The 14,755-nt window shown below is 44.3% G+C and carries 18 protein-coding genes; 17 read left to right on the top strand and 1 reads right to left on the bottom strand.

What is annotated here, in order from left to right; translation table 11 throughout:
- Positions 1-8: 8 nt before the first annotated feature.
- Positions 9-1,355 carry an acetyl-CoA carboxylase biotin carboxylase subunit gene (gene accC, locus HGJ98_RS10320; RefSeq protein WP_291351078.1) on the top strand — a complete coding sequence of 449 codons (1,347 nt, stop codon included), beginning with the start codon at positions 9-11 and terminating at the stop codon, positions 1,353-1,355.
- Here accC and HGJ98_RS10315 read toward each other — a convergent pair.
- Positions 1,344-1,532 (bottom strand): hypothetical protein, encoded by a 189-nt coding sequence (locus HGJ98_RS10315; RefSeq protein WP_291351077.1) that lies wholly within the window; start codon positions 1,530-1,532, stop codon positions 1,344-1,346. The genes accC and HGJ98_RS10315 overlap by 12 nt on opposite strands.
- Positions 1,533-1,757: 225 nt before the next feature.
- On the opposite strand from HGJ98_RS10315, the gene HGJ98_RS10310 reads away from it, so the two are divergent.
- The 16 genes from HGJ98_RS10310 to argR all read left to right on the top strand — a co-directional run bounded on the left by HGJ98_RS10310 (position 1,758) and on the right by argR (position 14,738).
- Positions 1,758-2,153: an Asp23/Gls24 family envelope stress response protein gene (locus HGJ98_RS10310; protein ID WP_291351075.1), complete on the top strand. Its 396-nt coding sequence runs from the start codon at positions 1,758-1,760 to the stop codon at positions 2,151-2,153.
- 61 nt (positions 2,154-2,214) lie between these two features.
- On the top strand, positions 2,215-2,730 hold the full coding sequence (gene amaP, locus HGJ98_RS10305; protein ID WP_291351073.1) for an alkaline shock response membrane anchor protein AmaP: 516 nt from the start codon (positions 2,215-2,217) through the stop codon (positions 2,728-2,730).
- Positions 2,727-2,975, top strand: coding sequence for a DUF2273 domain-containing protein (locus HGJ98_RS10300; RefSeq protein WP_291351071.1), 249 nt, complete (start codon positions 2,727-2,729; stop codon positions 2,973-2,975). Before amaP ends, HGJ98_RS10300 begins: the two co-directional genes overlap by 4 nt.
- 46 nt (positions 2,976-3,021) lie before the next feature.
- The gene (gene nusB, locus HGJ98_RS10295; RefSeq protein WP_291351069.1) at positions 3,022-3,465 is read left to right on the top strand and encodes a transcription antitermination factor NusB; all 444 of its coding nucleotides are present in this window, start codon (positions 3,022-3,024) and stop codon (positions 3,463-3,465) included.
- 252 nt (positions 3,466-3,717) lie between these two features.
- The gene (locus HGJ98_RS10290; protein WP_291351068.1) at positions 3,718-4,566 is read left to right on the top strand and encodes a sulfide/dihydroorotate dehydrogenase-like FAD/NAD-binding protein; all 849 of its coding nucleotides are present in this window, start codon (positions 3,718-3,720) and stop codon (positions 4,564-4,566) included.
- Complete coding sequence (gene gltA, locus HGJ98_RS10285) at positions 4,566-5,978, top strand: NADPH-dependent glutamate synthase (protein WP_291351066.1); 1,413 nt, start codon at positions 4,566-4,568, stop codon at positions 5,976-5,978. The genes HGJ98_RS10290 and gltA overlap by 1 nt, the downstream gene beginning before the upstream one ends.
- Positions 5,979-6,082: 104 nt before the next feature.
- Complete coding sequence (locus HGJ98_RS10280; protein ID WP_291351064.1) at positions 6,083-6,934, top strand: bifunctional 5,10-methylenetetrahydrofolate dehydrogenase/5,10-methenyltetrahydrofolate cyclohydrolase; 852 nt, start codon at positions 6,083-6,085, stop codon at positions 6,932-6,934.
- Positions 6,934-7,569 carry a cyclodeaminase/cyclohydrolase family protein gene (locus HGJ98_RS10275; protein WP_291351063.1) on the top strand — a complete coding sequence of 212 codons (636 nt, stop codon included), beginning with the start codon at positions 6,934-6,936 and terminating at the stop codon, positions 7,567-7,569. Before HGJ98_RS10280 ends, HGJ98_RS10275 begins: the two co-directional genes overlap by 1 nt.
- Before the next feature lie 168 nt (positions 7,570-7,737).
- Positions 7,738-8,940 carry an exodeoxyribonuclease VII large subunit gene (xseA, locus tag HGJ98_RS10270; RefSeq protein WP_291351061.1) on the top strand — a complete coding sequence of 401 codons (1,203 nt, stop codon included), beginning with the start codon at positions 7,738-7,740 and terminating at the stop codon, positions 8,938-8,940.
- A 3-nt stretch (positions 8,941-8,943) separates the two neighbouring features.
- A complete protein-coding gene (gene xseB / locus HGJ98_RS10265; protein ID WP_291351059.1) occupies positions 8,944-9,246 on the top strand; it encodes an exodeoxyribonuclease VII small subunit in 303 nt (100 codons plus the stop codon).
- A 9-nt stretch (positions 9,247-9,255) separates the two neighbouring features.
- Positions 9,256-10,122, top strand: a complete 867-nt coding sequence (locus HGJ98_RS10260) for a polyprenyl synthetase family protein (RefSeq protein ID WP_291351058.1) — start codon at positions 9,256-9,258, stop codon at positions 10,120-10,122.
- Positions 10,123-10,136: 14 nt separating this feature from the next.
- Positions 10,137-10,577, top strand: a complete 441-nt coding sequence (locus HGJ98_RS10255) for a divergent PAP2 family protein (protein WP_291351056.1) — start codon at positions 10,137-10,139, stop codon at positions 10,575-10,577.
- Between the two features lie 51 nt (positions 10,578-10,628).
- Positions 10,629-12,515, top strand: coding sequence for a 1-deoxy-D-xylulose-5-phosphate synthase (gene dxs, locus HGJ98_RS10250; protein ID WP_291351054.1), 1,887 nt, complete (start codon positions 10,629-10,631; stop codon positions 12,513-12,515).
- Between the two features lie 35 nt (positions 12,516-12,550).
- Positions 12,551-13,360 carry a TlyA family RNA methyltransferase gene (locus HGJ98_RS10245; protein WP_291351053.1) on the top strand — a complete coding sequence of 270 codons (810 nt, stop codon included), beginning with the start codon at positions 12,551-12,553 and terminating at the stop codon, positions 13,358-13,360.
- A gap of 3 nt (positions 13,361-13,363) precedes the next feature.
- Positions 13,364-14,182, top strand: coding sequence for an NAD(+)/NADH kinase (locus HGJ98_RS10240; protein WP_291351051.1), 819 nt, complete (start codon positions 13,364-13,366; stop codon positions 14,180-14,182).
- Positions 14,183-14,288: 106 nt separating this feature from the next.
- Entirely contained in the window at positions 14,289-14,738 is a 450-nt protein-coding gene (gene argR / locus HGJ98_RS10235; RefSeq protein WP_291351049.1) for an arginine repressor, read from the top strand.
- The last annotated feature ends 17 nt before the right edge of the window (positions 14,739-14,755 follow it).

Raw genomic sequence — 14,755 nt, 5'->3', positions numbered from 1 at the left:
AAGTAAGCATGTTTAAGAAAATCCTGATCGCGAATCGCGGAGAAATTGCTTTGCGCATTATTCGAGCCTGTCGCGAGCTTGATATTGAGACCGTCGCCGTTTTTTCCGAGGGGGATCGGGAAGCGTTGCACGTCAAGGCCGCGGACGAAGCGGTCTGCATTGGCCCTGTGGCAAGTGCTAAGAGTTATCTGAATATCCCTAACATCATCAGCGCTGCAGAATTAACCGGGGCGGATGCAATTCATCCAGGATACGGTTTCCTTTCTGAAAATGCCCGATTCTCAGAGATATGCGAGTCGTGTAATATCACATTTATTGGACCATCCCGTCAAGTTATTGAAACTATGGGAGATAAGGCCATGGCCCGAAAAACAATGATCGAGGGTGGCGTTCCTGTCGTTCCAGGTTCTAAAGATATTATTACAGACGAAAAAAAGGCGGCCATCGTTGCTCAAGAAATTGGATACCCGGTCTTAATCAAAGCTTCAGCAGGAGGCGGAGGAAAGGGGATGCGAGTTGCTCAGAATCCTAAAGAATTGAGCAAATCCATCCAGGCAGCTCAAAACGAGGCCCAGGCTTCCTTTGGAAATTCCGAGGTTTATCTTGAGAAATACGTAGAAGAACCTAGACACATCGAGATTCAGATACTAGGGGATAACTATGGTAATGTGGTTCATTTGGGAGAACGAGATTGTTCTTTACAACGTCGTCATCAAAAGCTTCTGGAAGAATCTCCTTCAAGTGCTTTAACTCCAGAAATGAGAGCAAAAATGGGCTCTGTAGCGGTCCAAGCAGCCAAGTCTGCTAACTATTCAAATGCCGGAACCATCGAGTTTTTGTTAGATCGTCATGGGAACTTTTACTTTATTGAAATGAATACGCGTATACAGGTGGAGCATCCGGTGACAGAAATGGTAACCGGGCTGGACCTAGTCAAAGAGCAAATTCGTTTAGCAGCAGGCGAACCGCTGGGCTATACTCAAGAGGATATTCAACTTCGAGGCTGGGCAATCGAGTGTCGAATTAATGCGGAAAATCCGGATAAAAACTTTATGCCTTCACCGGGGTTAATCAATCTCTACCATGCTCCGGGTGGACCAGGAGTTCGAGTCGATAGCGCAGTCTACCAAGGGTATACGGTTTCCCCATATTATGACTCAATGGTTGGGAAGTTGATTGTTTGGGGAGCCACTAGGCAAGAGGCCATTGCTCGTATGAAGCGTGCGCTAGAGGAATATGTCATTGAAGGAATTCATACGACGATCCCTTTCCACTTGAAAGTTTTGGACAATGCTTTCTACCAACGTGGAGAAGTGTATACGAACTTTATACAGCGCCGTATCCTAGGAGAGTAAATTCGTGGTTCGATGTTTGTCATTCTGAGCGTAGCGAAGAATCTTGCGTGCGAATAATTTTGCCTGCGAAGTACTAGATCCTTCAGTAGTTCCTCCTTCAGGATGACATAGCGCTAGAGTTGCTTTCATAACCGGATCAGAACCACTGACTACGGACCAACTGCGGACCGGAAGCACAAATTATCAATATAGCCTTTGCCAGGCCCGCCTTAATTTGGTATAATATCAACGTCATGTAGATAATGGAAACTTATCATAGATGGAGTGTAACACTCCATCTATAGTTTAGTTGACTTATCTGGTAAAGAGGGATATGTTTACTTAACGTAATATGTGAAGTCCAATATTGGATATTCTAACCAAGAATATCGAATATCGAACTTCGAACTAGGGGGTGAGGGCATGGAAAGTTTAGGAACAGATAATTCCCTGGGCTCTATTCGAATTGCAGATGAAGTGGTGGAAGTTATTGCCGGATTAGCTGCTTCTGAGGTAGAGGGCGTAGTAGGCATGAGTGGAGGTCTGGTAGGGGATCTCGCGAACATGTTAGGGAGAAATAAAAATCTGTCTAAAGGGGTTAAGGTCGAAGTCGGCGAACATGAGGTAGCCGTAGACTTATTTATTGTAGTTGAGTATGGGGTATCGATTCCCGATGTGGCATTTAGTGTGCAAGAAGCAGTCAAAGATGCCATTGAAAGTATGACTGGACTGAAAGTTGTAGAAGCTAATGTTCATGTGCAAGGGGTAAATTTTAAACCATTACCTGAAACCAAAGAGGAAGATTTACGTCTGAAATAAAAAAACTTAAGAAAACCCCCTCTGGAAACACCAGGGGGGGTTTCTGAAAGAAGGGACGACGATGTTGGTCTACACGTTTGGATTCCTTCTGATCCTTGTGGCACTTTGGATATTAGCCATCGCCACAGGATGGGGACTTCCATATTTTTTGATCGCTGATGGGTTAAACTGGTTAAGAGTAAACCCATGGGAAAGTATCGTTGTGGCTGGAGTTTTACTCTTGCTAGGGTTGCTATTGTTCCTGCGACCGCGTGCAAGCACAGACCATTCATTTCGAACGTCCTCCAAAAATGGTGATGTTCGAATTTCTCAGGATGCTTTGCAGGAGATTATTGCTCGCAGTGCAAAATCCTTGCAGGGAGTAGTCCAAGTGAAATCAAGCCTCAGACAGCGTGAAGCTGGACTTGAAATTATTGTAATGTGTCAGTTTGAGCAGGGTGTCCTGATACCTCAAGTATCCGGAGAAATATTAACCAAAGTCAAAGAGGATGTCGAACTCTATACGGGAATTATTGTAGCAGAGGTGAAAGTGCTGGTGCGTAATTTGGAAAAGGTTCGCTCAGTACGCGTCCGATGAGCGGGTTTTGGTCGAAGGTTGGAGCGAAAATTTCGACGTTTTTAGTTTGGGCCTTGGACAGCCATCCTGGTAAGTTCTTGGGAACATCATTAGGATTTTTGTTAGGATTACTACTGGTAACCCTTGGATTTTGGCGAACACTAGTAGTGACCACCTTTTCAGTGCTTGGATTTTTCTTGGGTAAGCGTCAAGATGATTATAAGGATATTTCTACGTGGTTTGAGAAAACTTTTAATAAGTTCTAGCAACTGCTAGCTTAATAAACTATTGTAACTTTAGGGAGGAATTTTCTTGAGTCGAAGACTAGCTCGAGAAACGGCATTACAAGTGCTCTTTCAAAGGGACCTGACAAAAGAACCAGTGATTACAGATAAAGAAGTGCAACGTTGGGCTGAAGAATTTGTTGTGCCCGAACCTAGCAGGGTCTTTGCACAGGAACTTGTCGATGGGACAATAGCCCATCAGGAGGAAATCGATCAAACCATCGCCTCCTATGCTCAAGATTGGACGATCAGCCGTATGGCAAATGTAGATCGAAACGTTATGCGTTTGGCTACCTACGAAATTCTTTTTCGTTCGGATATCCCTGGTCGAGTAAGTCTCAACGAAGCTATTGAATTAGCAAAACGTTTTGGTGGGGAAGAATCTGCAAAGTTTGTTAATGGTATTTTAGATCGGATTGTGGACAATGCCATGAAAGTAGAACAAAAGGGATTTGATTCAAGTAAATCTTAAGAAACTATTTTAAACCTATAATCAAGATAGAAGTTCCAAAATAATCTATTTATTTAGAATAGTCTGACTATTAAAATCCCTATTACAAAAATATTATTGATATTAACTAATAGGAGTTTTTTGTGAAATAATCACTTTACTTGTTTTTTTTAAAATACTATGACAACTATGAAGGATAATTAGTAAAGATATCGAATTAAGTGATAACGAATTAAGTTAAGACCATGAATAATTATTTTGAGGAGGAGACAAATGTACCACGTTGTTAAAAAAAGATTGTTGGCAACCGGTATTGCCTTGCTGGAAGTCAATGCACCGGCCGTGGCCGCGAAAGTGGAGCCAGGGCAATTTGTAATTGTCCGTTTAGACGAGTTAAGTGAGCGTATTCCGTTGACTGTAATGGATTTTGACCGTGAAAAGGGAACTATCACGATTGTTGTACAAGATGTAGGGTATTCTTCAGCCATCATCACCCGTATGAACGAAGGGGATGAATTCCAAGATTTTGTAGGGCCTCTGGGAGTTGCCTCAGAAGTTGAAAATTATGGCACTGTTGTTTGCATTGGGGGAGGTTTAGGTATTGCTCCTGTTCATCCAATTGCTCGAGCTTTGAAAGAGGCCGGAAATCACGTCATATCTGTCTTAGGATCGAGAAGTGCGGATTTATTGATTTTAGAAGATGAAATGCGCGCCGCAAGCAGTGAAGTTGTAATTGCCACCAATGACGGGAGTAAAGGGGTTAAGGGGTTCGTTACGGACGGGCTTGCAGAAGTTTTGGCTCAAGGACATCAGGTTAAGGCGATTTGGGCAATTGGTCCTATGATTATGATGAAAGCCGTTGTAGATTATACCCGTTCCTTAGGTATTAAAACGATTGTAAGCATGAACCCAATCATGGTTGATGGAACAGGAATGTGTGGTGCTTGCCGTATTAGTGTAGGCAATGAAACTAAATTTGCCTGTGTCGATGGACCTGAGTTTGATGGACACCTAGTTGATTTTGATTTAGCTATGAAACGCCTAGCTTTTTATAAGGACGAAGAAAACCAGGCAAAGGCACGCCTAGAATGTGATTGTGGTAAAGAAGGAGGGCATCACTAATGACAGAGAAAGTTGAAAGCACAAAAAAAGTAAAAATCCCTCGTCATGAAATGCCTTGCCAAGAACCTGAGGTAAGAGCACGTAATTTTGAAGAAGTCGCGTTAGGCTACTCAGAAGAAACAGCTATAGAAGAAGCAAAGCGTTGCTTACAATGTAAAAACCCTAAATGTATTGCCGGATGCCCTGTGTCCGTTCTTATACCGGATTTTATTAAAAAGATTGCCGAAGGTGATTTCCAGGAAGCTGGGAATGTACTGAAGATAAAAAATTCCTTGCCAGCGGTTTGTGGTCGAGTCTGCCCGCAAGAAAACCAATGTGAAAGCAAGTGCATCCTAGGGATCAAAGGAGAGTCTGTGGCAATTGGTCGACTAGAACGCTTTGCAGCCGACTTCGGCATGAAAGCTGGTAAATCCGAGTTTGAAAAACCTGAACCAAGCGGTAAACGTGTCGCCATCATCGGAGCTGGCCCTGCTGGATTAGCCTGTGCTGGAGACTTAGCAAAAGCAGGACATGCAGTGACTGTTTTTGAAGCCTTACACGTTGCCGGGGGCGTACTAATGTATGGAATTCCACAATTCCGTTTGCCGAAGGAGATTGTCCAAACAGAAATTGACAACCTCAAGGAAATGGGTGTTGAAATTCTTACGAATCAAGTTGTTGGTAAAATCACTTCTGTGGACGAACTCCTGGAAAATGGATATGACGCAGCATTTATTGGCACAGGCGCCGGACTTCCGTACTTCATGGATATTCCCGGAGAAAACTTAAATGGAGTCTATTCAGCTAATGAGTTTTTAACTCGGACAAATTTGATGAAGGGTTACAAATTCCCTGATTATGCGACACCAGTAAAAGTAGGCAAAAATGTTGCAGTGCTGGGTGCCGGAAACGTTGCTATGGATTCTGCACGTACTGCCTTACGCTTAGGTGCAGAAAATGTTTACATCATCTATCGTCGTTCACGTGATGAGATGCCGGCACGTAAAGAAGAGCTTGAACATGCAGAAGAAGAAGGAATCCAATTCCGTCTGCTAACGAATCCTGTTGCGATCGAAGGGGACGAGCGTGGATGGGTAAAAAGCCTGACCTGCTTGCGTTATGAACTTGGAGAGCCAGACGCTTCTGGACGACGTTCCCCTATTGCCATTAAAGGATCCGAATTTGAAATTCCTATGGACACGGTAGTCGTAGCAATCGGACAGGGTCCAAATCCTCTCGTAACAACATCAACCCCTGGCTTGGAGTTAAATAAGCGAGGGAATATTGTCGCAGACCCAGAAACACTGATGACATCAAAACCAGGCGTTTTCGCAGGTGGAGACATCGTAACAGGTGCTGCAACCGTTATTTTGGCTATGGGCGCTGGCAAAAAGGCTGCCGCTGGTATAGATAATTATCTCAAAGGAAAGTAAGCTCGCTCTAGCAAAGGCTCATTTCAGTGAAATCCGGGCTCTCACTAATAACGTGGGGGTCCTGGAAGTACAAAAATCATAATATTTCGAAAGGGGTGTGTATTTTGGCACAATTACTAGATGGTAAAGCAGTATCTAAAATCCTTAAGGAAGAAATACGCGAGGAGATTGCACAGTGGAAAGAAAAGGGAGTGCAACCTAAACTTGCAGTGATTTTAGTGGGGGATGACCCCGCATCCGTCGTGTATGCACGGTCTAAACAAAAGGTATGTGAGGGCATAGGTATGGCTTTTGAGCTTTTTGAAATGCCCGGTTCTACGCCCGAAGCAGACATTTTAGCAAAGATTGAAAGTCTCAATAATGATCAAAGTATTCATGGTATTATGATTGAACTCCCACTTCCTAAAGGAATTCAGAAGGAAAAGGTAATGGCTGCAGTTCGCCCAGACAAGGACGTCGATGGAGTTCACCCAATTAATCGTGGATATATTCTCAGCGGTGAGGACGGACTATTTCCAGCGACCCCTCAAAGCTGTATTGAGTTACTTCTGCGTTCAGGTGTTGAAATTGCCGGTAAACATGTGGTTATCGTCGGCCGTGGAGAAACCGTTGGCAAACCATTAGTTTTCCTAATTCTCAAGCACAATGCGACTGTAACCATTTGTCACTCAAGAACTCCGGACTTAGGTGCCCACACACGTCAGGCAGATATTTTAATTGCTGCTGTGGGCCGCGCAAAACTGATTAAGAAGGATATGGTCAAAGCCGGGGCTATCGTTGTCGATGCAGGGATTAATGAAATTCCTGGAGGAATTTGCGGAGACGTGGATTTCGAAGCAGTACAAGAAGTGGCCGATCGGATTTCTCCAGTTCCTGGTGGCGTGGGTTCCTTAACCACAGCCCTAATTATGCGTAATGTTCTAAAGGGAATCGTTCTGCAAGGAGGGGCTCGCTAATGGATATGAATAAAATTTGGGAGTGGAGCACGGAAGAATTTTTAACCGTGTCTGCAAGTTCCTCACCAACACCTGGGGGCGGAAGTGTTTCTGCCTATGTCGGAGCACTTGCTGCCTCAATGACTTGTATGGTAGCTAACCTCACCATCGGTAAGGAAAAGTATAAAGAGGTAGAACCTGAAGCGAAAGAGATCTTGGCTGAGGCAGAAACAGTCTTAAACAACCTAAAGACTGGATTGAGTCAAGATATCGCTGAATTCTCCAATTTCATGGATGTCTTAAAATTACCAAAAGGCACTGACGAAGAAAAAGCTGCACGTGCTGCAAAAATGCAAGAAGTCTTGGTTTCCGCTACTGATACACCGCTGGGAATTTCCCAAAATTGTTTTAGAGTTCTGCAATTAGCTCAAAAGCTGGCACCCATCGGAAACAAAGGGGCCATCAGCGATGTCGGGGTTTCCGCTTATTTAGCGGAAAGTGCCCTCAAATCGGCTATGTTGAGCGTTGATATCAACCTTCCAGGGATTAAAGATGAGGCTTATCAAGAGCGTGTTAAGGCTGAACGAGCCAGACTCTTCGAGCAGGCTGCCATCATTTGTGCTGAAACAGTGGCTGTCGTTCAAAGTAGAATGTAATTATCTTGAATGACTAAAGAGGCGAGGATATAATTCCTTGCCTCTTTTTGTTGTGACAGTCATTCTGAGCACAGCGAAGAATCCAGATCCTGTCGTTCCTCCTTCAGGATGACATGAGTATTTCCACCACTCTTTTTTTTATGTTATGATAGGTTTGAGGTGAAGGTTGTGCCGAAAATATGGACAGTTTCTGAGTTAGTGGGCCGAATTGGGCAAGCCCTGCAGGAACGTACAGAGTTGCAAAACTGTTGGATCAGTGGTGAACTTTCGAACTTTAAAAATCATCGAGCTTCAGGACACTGGTATTTCACCCTTAAGGATGAGTCTTCCAGCCTTAAAGGGGTTATGTTTAAAAGTCGGTCAGAACGTGTACGTTTCGTCCCAACCGATGGTTTAAAAGTTTTGATACGTGGAAATATTCGTATGTATGAGCGGGATGGAACGATTCAGCTATACGGAGAAGAGATGGAACCCAGTGGTCTAGGTCAACTTTATTTGGCCTTTGAACAGCTGAAAAAGAAACTTGCCGAGGAAGGCTTGTTCGATCCGACACGAAAAAAAAGTATACCAAAATTACCACGGAGAATTGGAATTGTAACCAGCCCAACGGGTGCAGCGATCCGAGATATTCTCAATATTATCGAACGCCGGCATCCGGGAATGTCGTGGATCTTGGCACCTGCAGCAGTCCAAGGAGAAGCAGCGCCCCGTGAAGTAGCTCAAGCTATTGCTCGACTTAATCGCCATGGGAACGTGGATGTCATCATTGTTGGTCGTGGTGGAGGTTCTTTGGAAGAACTGTGGGCCTTTAATACGGATATCGTCGCTCGTGCTATTGCGGCATCCGTGATACCGATTATTTCAGCCGTGGGTCATGAAACAGATGTGACGATCTCAGACTATGTGGCAGACTTACGAGCACCGACCCCTTCAGCTGCCGCTGAATTGGCGGTACCGATACTATTAGATCTACAATACCATGTAACTCAACTGAGTGTTCAGCTTCAGAGTGCCATGAGAGAACTCATCCAGCGTAAACGCCTGTATCTTGAAGGAATTGCCAACAAAGGACCGCTCAAAGACCCTTTCTGGCGTATTGATCAGAATCGACAACGCCTTGATTCCCTGCAAATGCGCCTTCAGGAGGGTATGACTAGATTTGTAATCGATAAAAATGGTATACTAAATCTATTGGCTGCTAAGCTCGATTTGTTGAGCCCATTGGCCATTTTAGGAAGAGGATACTCGCTGACTTACAACGCAGAAGGACAGCTTATACGCTCTGCAAGCCAAGCAGAGCGTGGTGATCAAGTCCGGATTCGTTTAGGAGAAGGAAGTTTACAATGCCAAGTGTTGGAGAAGGAGATTTGATCTATGAGTACAGATCGATGGACTGAGAACCTTTTTGACCTAGAGCAAGATGAAATAAATAAAAACACTACGGAAGCACCGAAATCCCTGGAGACGGGGCTTCAAGATTTGGAAACCATCGTCAAAGCACTTGAGCAAAAAGATCTTCCCTTAGACAAAGCCTTAAACCTATTTAAAGAAGGGGTCGGTCTTGTTCAGTATTGTTCTAAGGTTTTGGATCAAGCTGAAAAACAAATGGAAATTTTGCTTGAAGCTCCGGATGGACAGTTGCAAATCAAGCCTGCTAGTTTTAATGTGGAAGGGTGAACGTAAATCGTGTTTAAGGAAACCTTTCAACGCTATCTTACGATGATTGACGAAACTCTTACCCAATTACCTTGGGATAAGAATAGTCTGTATGAGAGTATGCATTATTCCCTCATTGGAGGAGGGAAACGAATTAGACCAGTGTTAGCTTTAGCCTCAGCAGAAGCAGTGGGTGGAAATCCGAAAAACATTCTACGTGCTGCGGTGGCTCTAGAACTTATTCATACATATTCCTTAATACATGATGATTTACCAGCGATGGATAATGACGACTATAGACGGGGAAGATTATCCAATCATAAGGTTTTCGGGGAAGCCCAGGCAATCTTAGCTGGAGATGCTCTGTTGACCTATGCCTTTGAATTGCTCGCTGATTCAGAGCTCGGACAGCCTGAGCGACAGCTGCGCATTATACGTGAGGTGGCTGTAGCTGCTGGAAAAGACGGGATGGTTGGAGGTCAGGTTGCTGATGTAGCAGCAGAGGGAAAAAGCCTTACTCTAAACGAAATAGAAGAGATTCATAAAGCTAAAACAGGGGCCTTATTGACAGTTTCAGCTCGCTTGGGGGGAATCTTAGCAGGGGGCACAGAGGAACAGATTGGAGCTTTGACTGAATATGCCCAAGCCTTAGGTTTGGCCTTCCAGATTAAAGATGATATTTTAGATATCGTCGGGGATAGTGAAACTCTCGGAAAACCTACTGGAAGCGACCTTCGACAAGGTAAGTCCACTTACGTCTCTTTACTAGGATTGGAGGGCGCAGGCCAACAATTGCATGCCCAAACTCTGAAAGCACTATCTGCCTTGAAGCCATTTGCGGAACGGGCAATCTTTCTTAATGAGCTGGCACACTATATTGAAGAACGTAAACATTAAATGAGGTTGTTATTATGACAATAGTCCCAGGGATTTTCAATAATGCAATCCTGATCTCGGCAGTGACTGCTTGGTTTATAGCTCAGTTACTAAAGGCTGTCATAAATATAATTTTATCAAAAAACTTAAGCTTTAGTATGATTGTTAGCTCAGGTGGTTTTCCCAGTTCCCATTCTGCCACGGTTAGTGCTTTAGCCTTAGGAATTGGGAAATACTATGGATGGGATTCGCCAATCTTTGCAGTCGCAGCTGTTTTTGGGATGATTGTCCTGTACGATGCTGCCGGGGTACGGCGGGCTGCCGGGAAGCAAGCAGAGGTTCTTAATCGGTTAGTTGAGCGATTATACCATGGCCCTGATCTTACTCAAGAACAATTGAAAGAGCTCATTGGACATACCCCTTTAGAGGTCTTTGGGGGTGTGATGGTTGGAATTATTGTGGGACTGCTAATTTAGATAAACAGTCCTGTAAAAAATAAATGACCTAATTACGAGGGGGCATAAAGGATGGGACTACTCGAAAAGATTCACGAACCGAGGGACTTGCGCGCGCTAGATCTACCTGAACTTAAAACCTTGGCACAGGAGATTCGGCAGGAAATGATTGAAGTGGTCTCCAAAAATGGAGGGCATTTAGCGCCTAATTTAGGAGTCGTGGAACTTACCTTGGCGTTACACCGAATATTTGATAGCCCTCACGACAAGATCGTCTGGGATGTCGGTCATCAGACCTATGTACATAAGCTTTTAACCGGACGATTGAAACAGTTTAAAACCATTCGCCAATATAAGGGGTTGTCTGGCTTTCCCAAACGGGGAGAGAGCGCTCATGACAGTTTTGAAACAGGTCATTCCAGTACTTCGATTTCAGCAGCGGTGGGCTTTGCTATGGCACGAGATGTCCTTAAAGAGAACCACCATGTTGTGGCTGTCATTGGAGATGGAGCGATGACCGGCGGAATGGCCTATGAAGCCTTAAACCATGCGGGTCATAGCGAAACAAAAGTTATCGTAATTTTAAACGACAATGAAATGTCCATTTCCCCCAATGTGGGAGCCATGTCGACATATCTAAATAGACTCAGAACAGATCCAATGTACGACAAACGCAAAGAGGATCTGGAGTACTTATTAAAACGAATACCTGGAATTGGCAACCAAGTGGCAAAATTAGCGGCCAAAGCCAAGGACAGCTTAAAATACTTGCTGGTGCCGGGACTTCTTTTTGAAGAATTAGGCTTCACCTATTTGGGACCCATCGATGGACATGATCAAGCCTTAGTCGAACAAGTATTAGACCAGGCCAAAAACAAAAAATGCCCTGTCCTTGTTCATGTCGTGACCTGCAAAGGAAAAGGGTACAAACCTGCGGAGGAAAATCCAGATGTTTTTCATGGGATAGGTCCCTTTGACCCCGTTACCGGAAAAGTGGCAAAGAAATCATCCCCGCCAACTTATACGGCAGTTTTTGGGGAGACCCTCTGCAAGCTTGCCCAGGATGACCCAAAGATCGTAGCTATTACTGCAGCGATGCCCAGCGGGACAGGTCTTAATAAATTTGCAGATGAATTCCCAGACCGCTTTTTTGATGTTGGAATTGCTGAGCAACATGCTGTAACATTTGCTGCGGGATTAGCCTTCGGGGGATTAAAACCGGTTGTCCCGATCTATTCTACCTTTTATCAGAGAGCTTATGATCAAGTTTTGCATGATGTTTGTTTACAGCAAGCTAATGTTGTTTTAGCCATCGACCGTGCAGGAGTGGTCGGGGATGATGGACCAACTCATCATGGGGTATTTGATATTTCCTTCTTTAGAATAATTCCCAACTTAGTTCTTATGGCTCCTAAAGACGAAAACGAGTTGCGTCATATGCTTTATACAGCGTTAAAACATAATGGACCTATAGCCTTGCGTTATCCGAGATCCGCAGGTCAGGGTTTAACATCAGAGGAGACATTAACTGAAATCCCTATCGGCAAAGCAGAAGTCCTGCGAGATGGTCGGGATGTCACCTTGATTGGAATCGGCCCTATGGTACGCACTTGCCTTCTTGCGGCTCAAGAATTGCGTCATCTAGGCATTGATGCAGCGGTCATCAACTTACGATATATTTCTCCCCTGGACCGTAACACATTGTCACACTATGCTAAGCTCACAACAAAGATAATCACAATAGAAGACCATTCTCTAAAAGGAGGTATGGGAAGCGCAATTTTAGAGTTCCTTGAGGAAGAAGGAATCAATGGGGTGGCTGTTGAACGTTTGGGATATCCAGGTTTTGTGGATCAAGGACCTATTCCCCAACTCTTAACGACCCATGGACTATCAGTTAAAGGAATAGTGCAGGCAGCTGAACGATTAAGATTGTTTCCCCGTGCCGCGCAATCCTAGGATGGTTTTGCTCATGGACAAAAGGATGGGATACAATGGCTAAAGGGAAAGAACGAATTGATGTTTTAATCGTTAAGAATGGATTGGCCGCCAGTCGGGAAAAAGCTAAAGCAATGGTGATGTCAGGGATTGTGTTTGTCGGTGGGCAACGAGTGGATAAACCAGGAGTAGAATTACCGCTAGAGACATTGATTGAATTAAAAGGAGACATTCTACCCTTTGTTTCCCGCGGCGGGTTAAAGTTAGCTAAAGCCTTAGAAGCCTTTCCAATTTCGTTTAAGGATCAAGTTGTCGTCGATATAGGTGCTTCAACCGGTGGCTTTACAGATTGTGCGTTGCAAAATGGAGCAAAACGGGTTTATGCCGTTGATGTAGGGTATGGGCAGTTAGATTGGAAACTTCGGACAGATCCGCGGGTCATTTCCATGGAACGAGTTAATGCCCGTTATCTTACCAAAGATACTCTGCCAGAGAAGGTAGATTGGGTGGTATCAGACGTAGCATTTATTTCAATTACCAAGATTTTTTCGGCCATGATTGCCATTCTTAAAGAGGAAGGACAAGTATTATCTCTGATCAAGCCCCAATTTGAGGCTGGGCGAGAGCATGTTGGTAAAAAAGGAGTCGTTAAAGATAGTAACATACATAAACAGGTTCTGGAAACTGTCCTTGGTCAAGCAGAAGGTATAGGATTTAAAGTCTTAGGGTTAGACTATTCACCGATTCGTGGCCCAGAAGGAAATATTGAATATTTAGCCTGGTTAGGGTTACAATCTATATCGGGAATAGATTGGCATTCAGAGCTGGAACACATCGTTCACAATGCTCAGAAAGAGACGGAATAAGGAATGGAAAGAATCGTTGGTTTATGGCGTAATATGACTAAACCGGAAGCCTTGGCCTTGGCTCCCCAGATAGAGGATTGGTTTCAAGCTCGTGGTTGGACCGTTTTAACTGAATGGGAAGACATCACCCGGTCCAAGCCTGACTTTCTAATATCCTTAGGAGGAGATGGTACTCTTCTTCAGGCAGCTCGAGAAGCTTCCTCCTATAAAATCCCAGTATTAGGGGTTAATTTTGGACGTTTAGGGTTCCTATGTGAAATAGAACGGGAAGAAGTCTTTAGAGCCTTAGAGCAGATTCTGCGCGAAGATTTTGAGATTCAAGAACGTTTAATGTTAAGTGCGGTTATAAAGCAGGACGGTCAGGACAATATTTCTCAATTGGTCTTAAATGATGTTGTTTTTTCCAGAGAAGGCAGAGAAGGATTAATTACCCTTCAGGCGAACCTTTCTGGAGAACCCACGGTTAGTTATCCGGCAGATGGTTTGATTGTGTCCACTCCGACAGGTTCTACAGCTTATTCCCTTTCTGCTGGTGGGCCGATCATTAGTCCTAATGTCCAAGCGATTTTACTAACTCCTTTAGCAGCACACTCTTTGTCTGCGCGTCCCATGCTTGTCTCAGATGAGGAAGAAATTCAAATTCTATTAGCAAACGGGGAAAAATGCATGGTAACTTTCGATGGACGTCAAAGTATCGTGCTTCATGCTGGACAGACCGTAATTATTAAAACTGCTCCCATCAAAGCATTGCTAATACGTTTAGGTGCTCGTAGTTTTCCCCAGGTGGTGCGAGAAAAGTTAAGAGATCGTTGGCACGAATAAACGCGAGGCACGATGTGCGATGCTCGAGGCACGAATTAAGGATGGTAATGCCACGAGGTTCGGGCTTCGTGCCTCGAACCTCGTGCATCGCGAAAGGAGGCTTGGTATGAAAGCACGTCGCCAAATGAAGGTACAGGAAATTATCACGAAGGAAATTATTCATACCCAGGAGGATCTTGCAGAAAGACTGCGTTTAGCTGGTTATGATGTTACACAAGCAACCGTTTCTAGGGACATTAAGGAATTGGGCCTGATCAAGGTTCCCAGTGCAGATGATGAATATCGCTATGCTGTTCCGACAGAGGCTCATCCAATCAACTTGCAGGATCGCTTAAAGCGTTTGTTGAGAGAAACGGTCGTTTCCATCAATGACACAGAAAGTCTGATTGTCATTCGTACTATACCAGGAAATGCACATGCCTTAGCTGCTGTGATGGATAATAGCAATTGGGAAGAGGTCATTGGTACAGTAGCTGGAGATGATACGATTCTCTTGGTTATTAAGCCAAAGGAAGCCGTTCAGACGGTCTTAGAACGGATCAGCACCTTGCTTTGATAGGAGGGTAGGTTATG

This window comes from Desulfosporosinus sp., from assembly GCF_014237355.1.
Taxonomy (GTDB): domain Bacteria; phylum Bacillota; class Desulfitobacteriia; order Desulfitobacteriales; family Desulfitobacteriaceae; genus Desulfosporosinus.
This window is presented reverse-complemented; position numbering and strand designations above follow the sequence as displayed.

What these genes read in the sequence shown, in the direction of transcription:
- accC (WP_291351078.1), top strand. Translation starts at nt 9, where the DNA reads ATGTTTAAGAAAATCCTGATCGCGAATCGCGGAGAAATTGCTTTGCGC.
- HGJ98_RS10310 (WP_291351075.1), top strand. Translation starts at nt 1,758, where the DNA reads ATGGAAAGTTTAGGAACAGATAATTCCCTGGGCTCTATTCGAATTGCA.
- amaP (WP_291351073.1), top strand. Translation starts at nt 2,215, where the DNA reads ATGTTGGTCTACACGTTTGGATTCCTTCTGATCCTTGTGGCACTTTGG.
- HGJ98_RS10300 (WP_291351071.1), top strand. Translation starts at nt 2,727, where the DNA reads ATGAGCGGGTTTTGGTCGAAGGTTGGAGCGAAAATTTCGACGTTTTTA.
- HGJ98_RS10290 (WP_291351068.1), top strand. Translation starts at nt 3,718, where the DNA reads ATGTACCACGTTGTTAAAAAAAGATTGTTGGCAACCGGTATTGCCTTG.
- gltA (WP_291351066.1), top strand. Translation starts at nt 4,566, where the DNA reads ATGACAGAGAAAGTTGAAAGCACAAAAAAAGTAAAAATCCCTCGTCAT.
- HGJ98_RS10275 (WP_291351063.1), top strand. Translation starts at nt 6,934, where the DNA reads ATGGATATGAATAAAATTTGGGAGTGGAGCACGGAAGAATTTTTAACC.
- xseB (WP_291351059.1), top strand. Translation starts at nt 8,944, where the DNA reads ATGAGTACAGATCGATGGACTGAGAACCTTTTTGACCTAGAGCAAGAT.
- HGJ98_RS10255 (WP_291351056.1), top strand. Translation starts at nt 10,137, where the DNA reads ATGACAATAGTCCCAGGGATTTTCAATAATGCAATCCTGATCTCGGCA.
- dxs (WP_291351054.1), top strand. Translation starts at nt 10,629, where the DNA reads ATGGGACTACTCGAAAAGATTCACGAACCGAGGGACTTGCGCGCGCTA.
- HGJ98_RS10245 (WP_291351053.1), top strand. Translation starts at nt 12,551, where the DNA reads ATGGCTAAAGGGAAAGAACGAATTGATGTTTTAATCGTTAAGAATGGA.
- HGJ98_RS10240 (WP_291351051.1), top strand. Translation starts at nt 13,364, where the DNA reads ATGGAAAGAATCGTTGGTTTATGGCGTAATATGACTAAACCGGAAGCC.
- argR (WP_291351049.1), top strand. Translation starts at nt 14,289, where the DNA reads ATGAAAGCACGTCGCCAAATGAAGGTACAGGAAATTATCACGAAGGAA.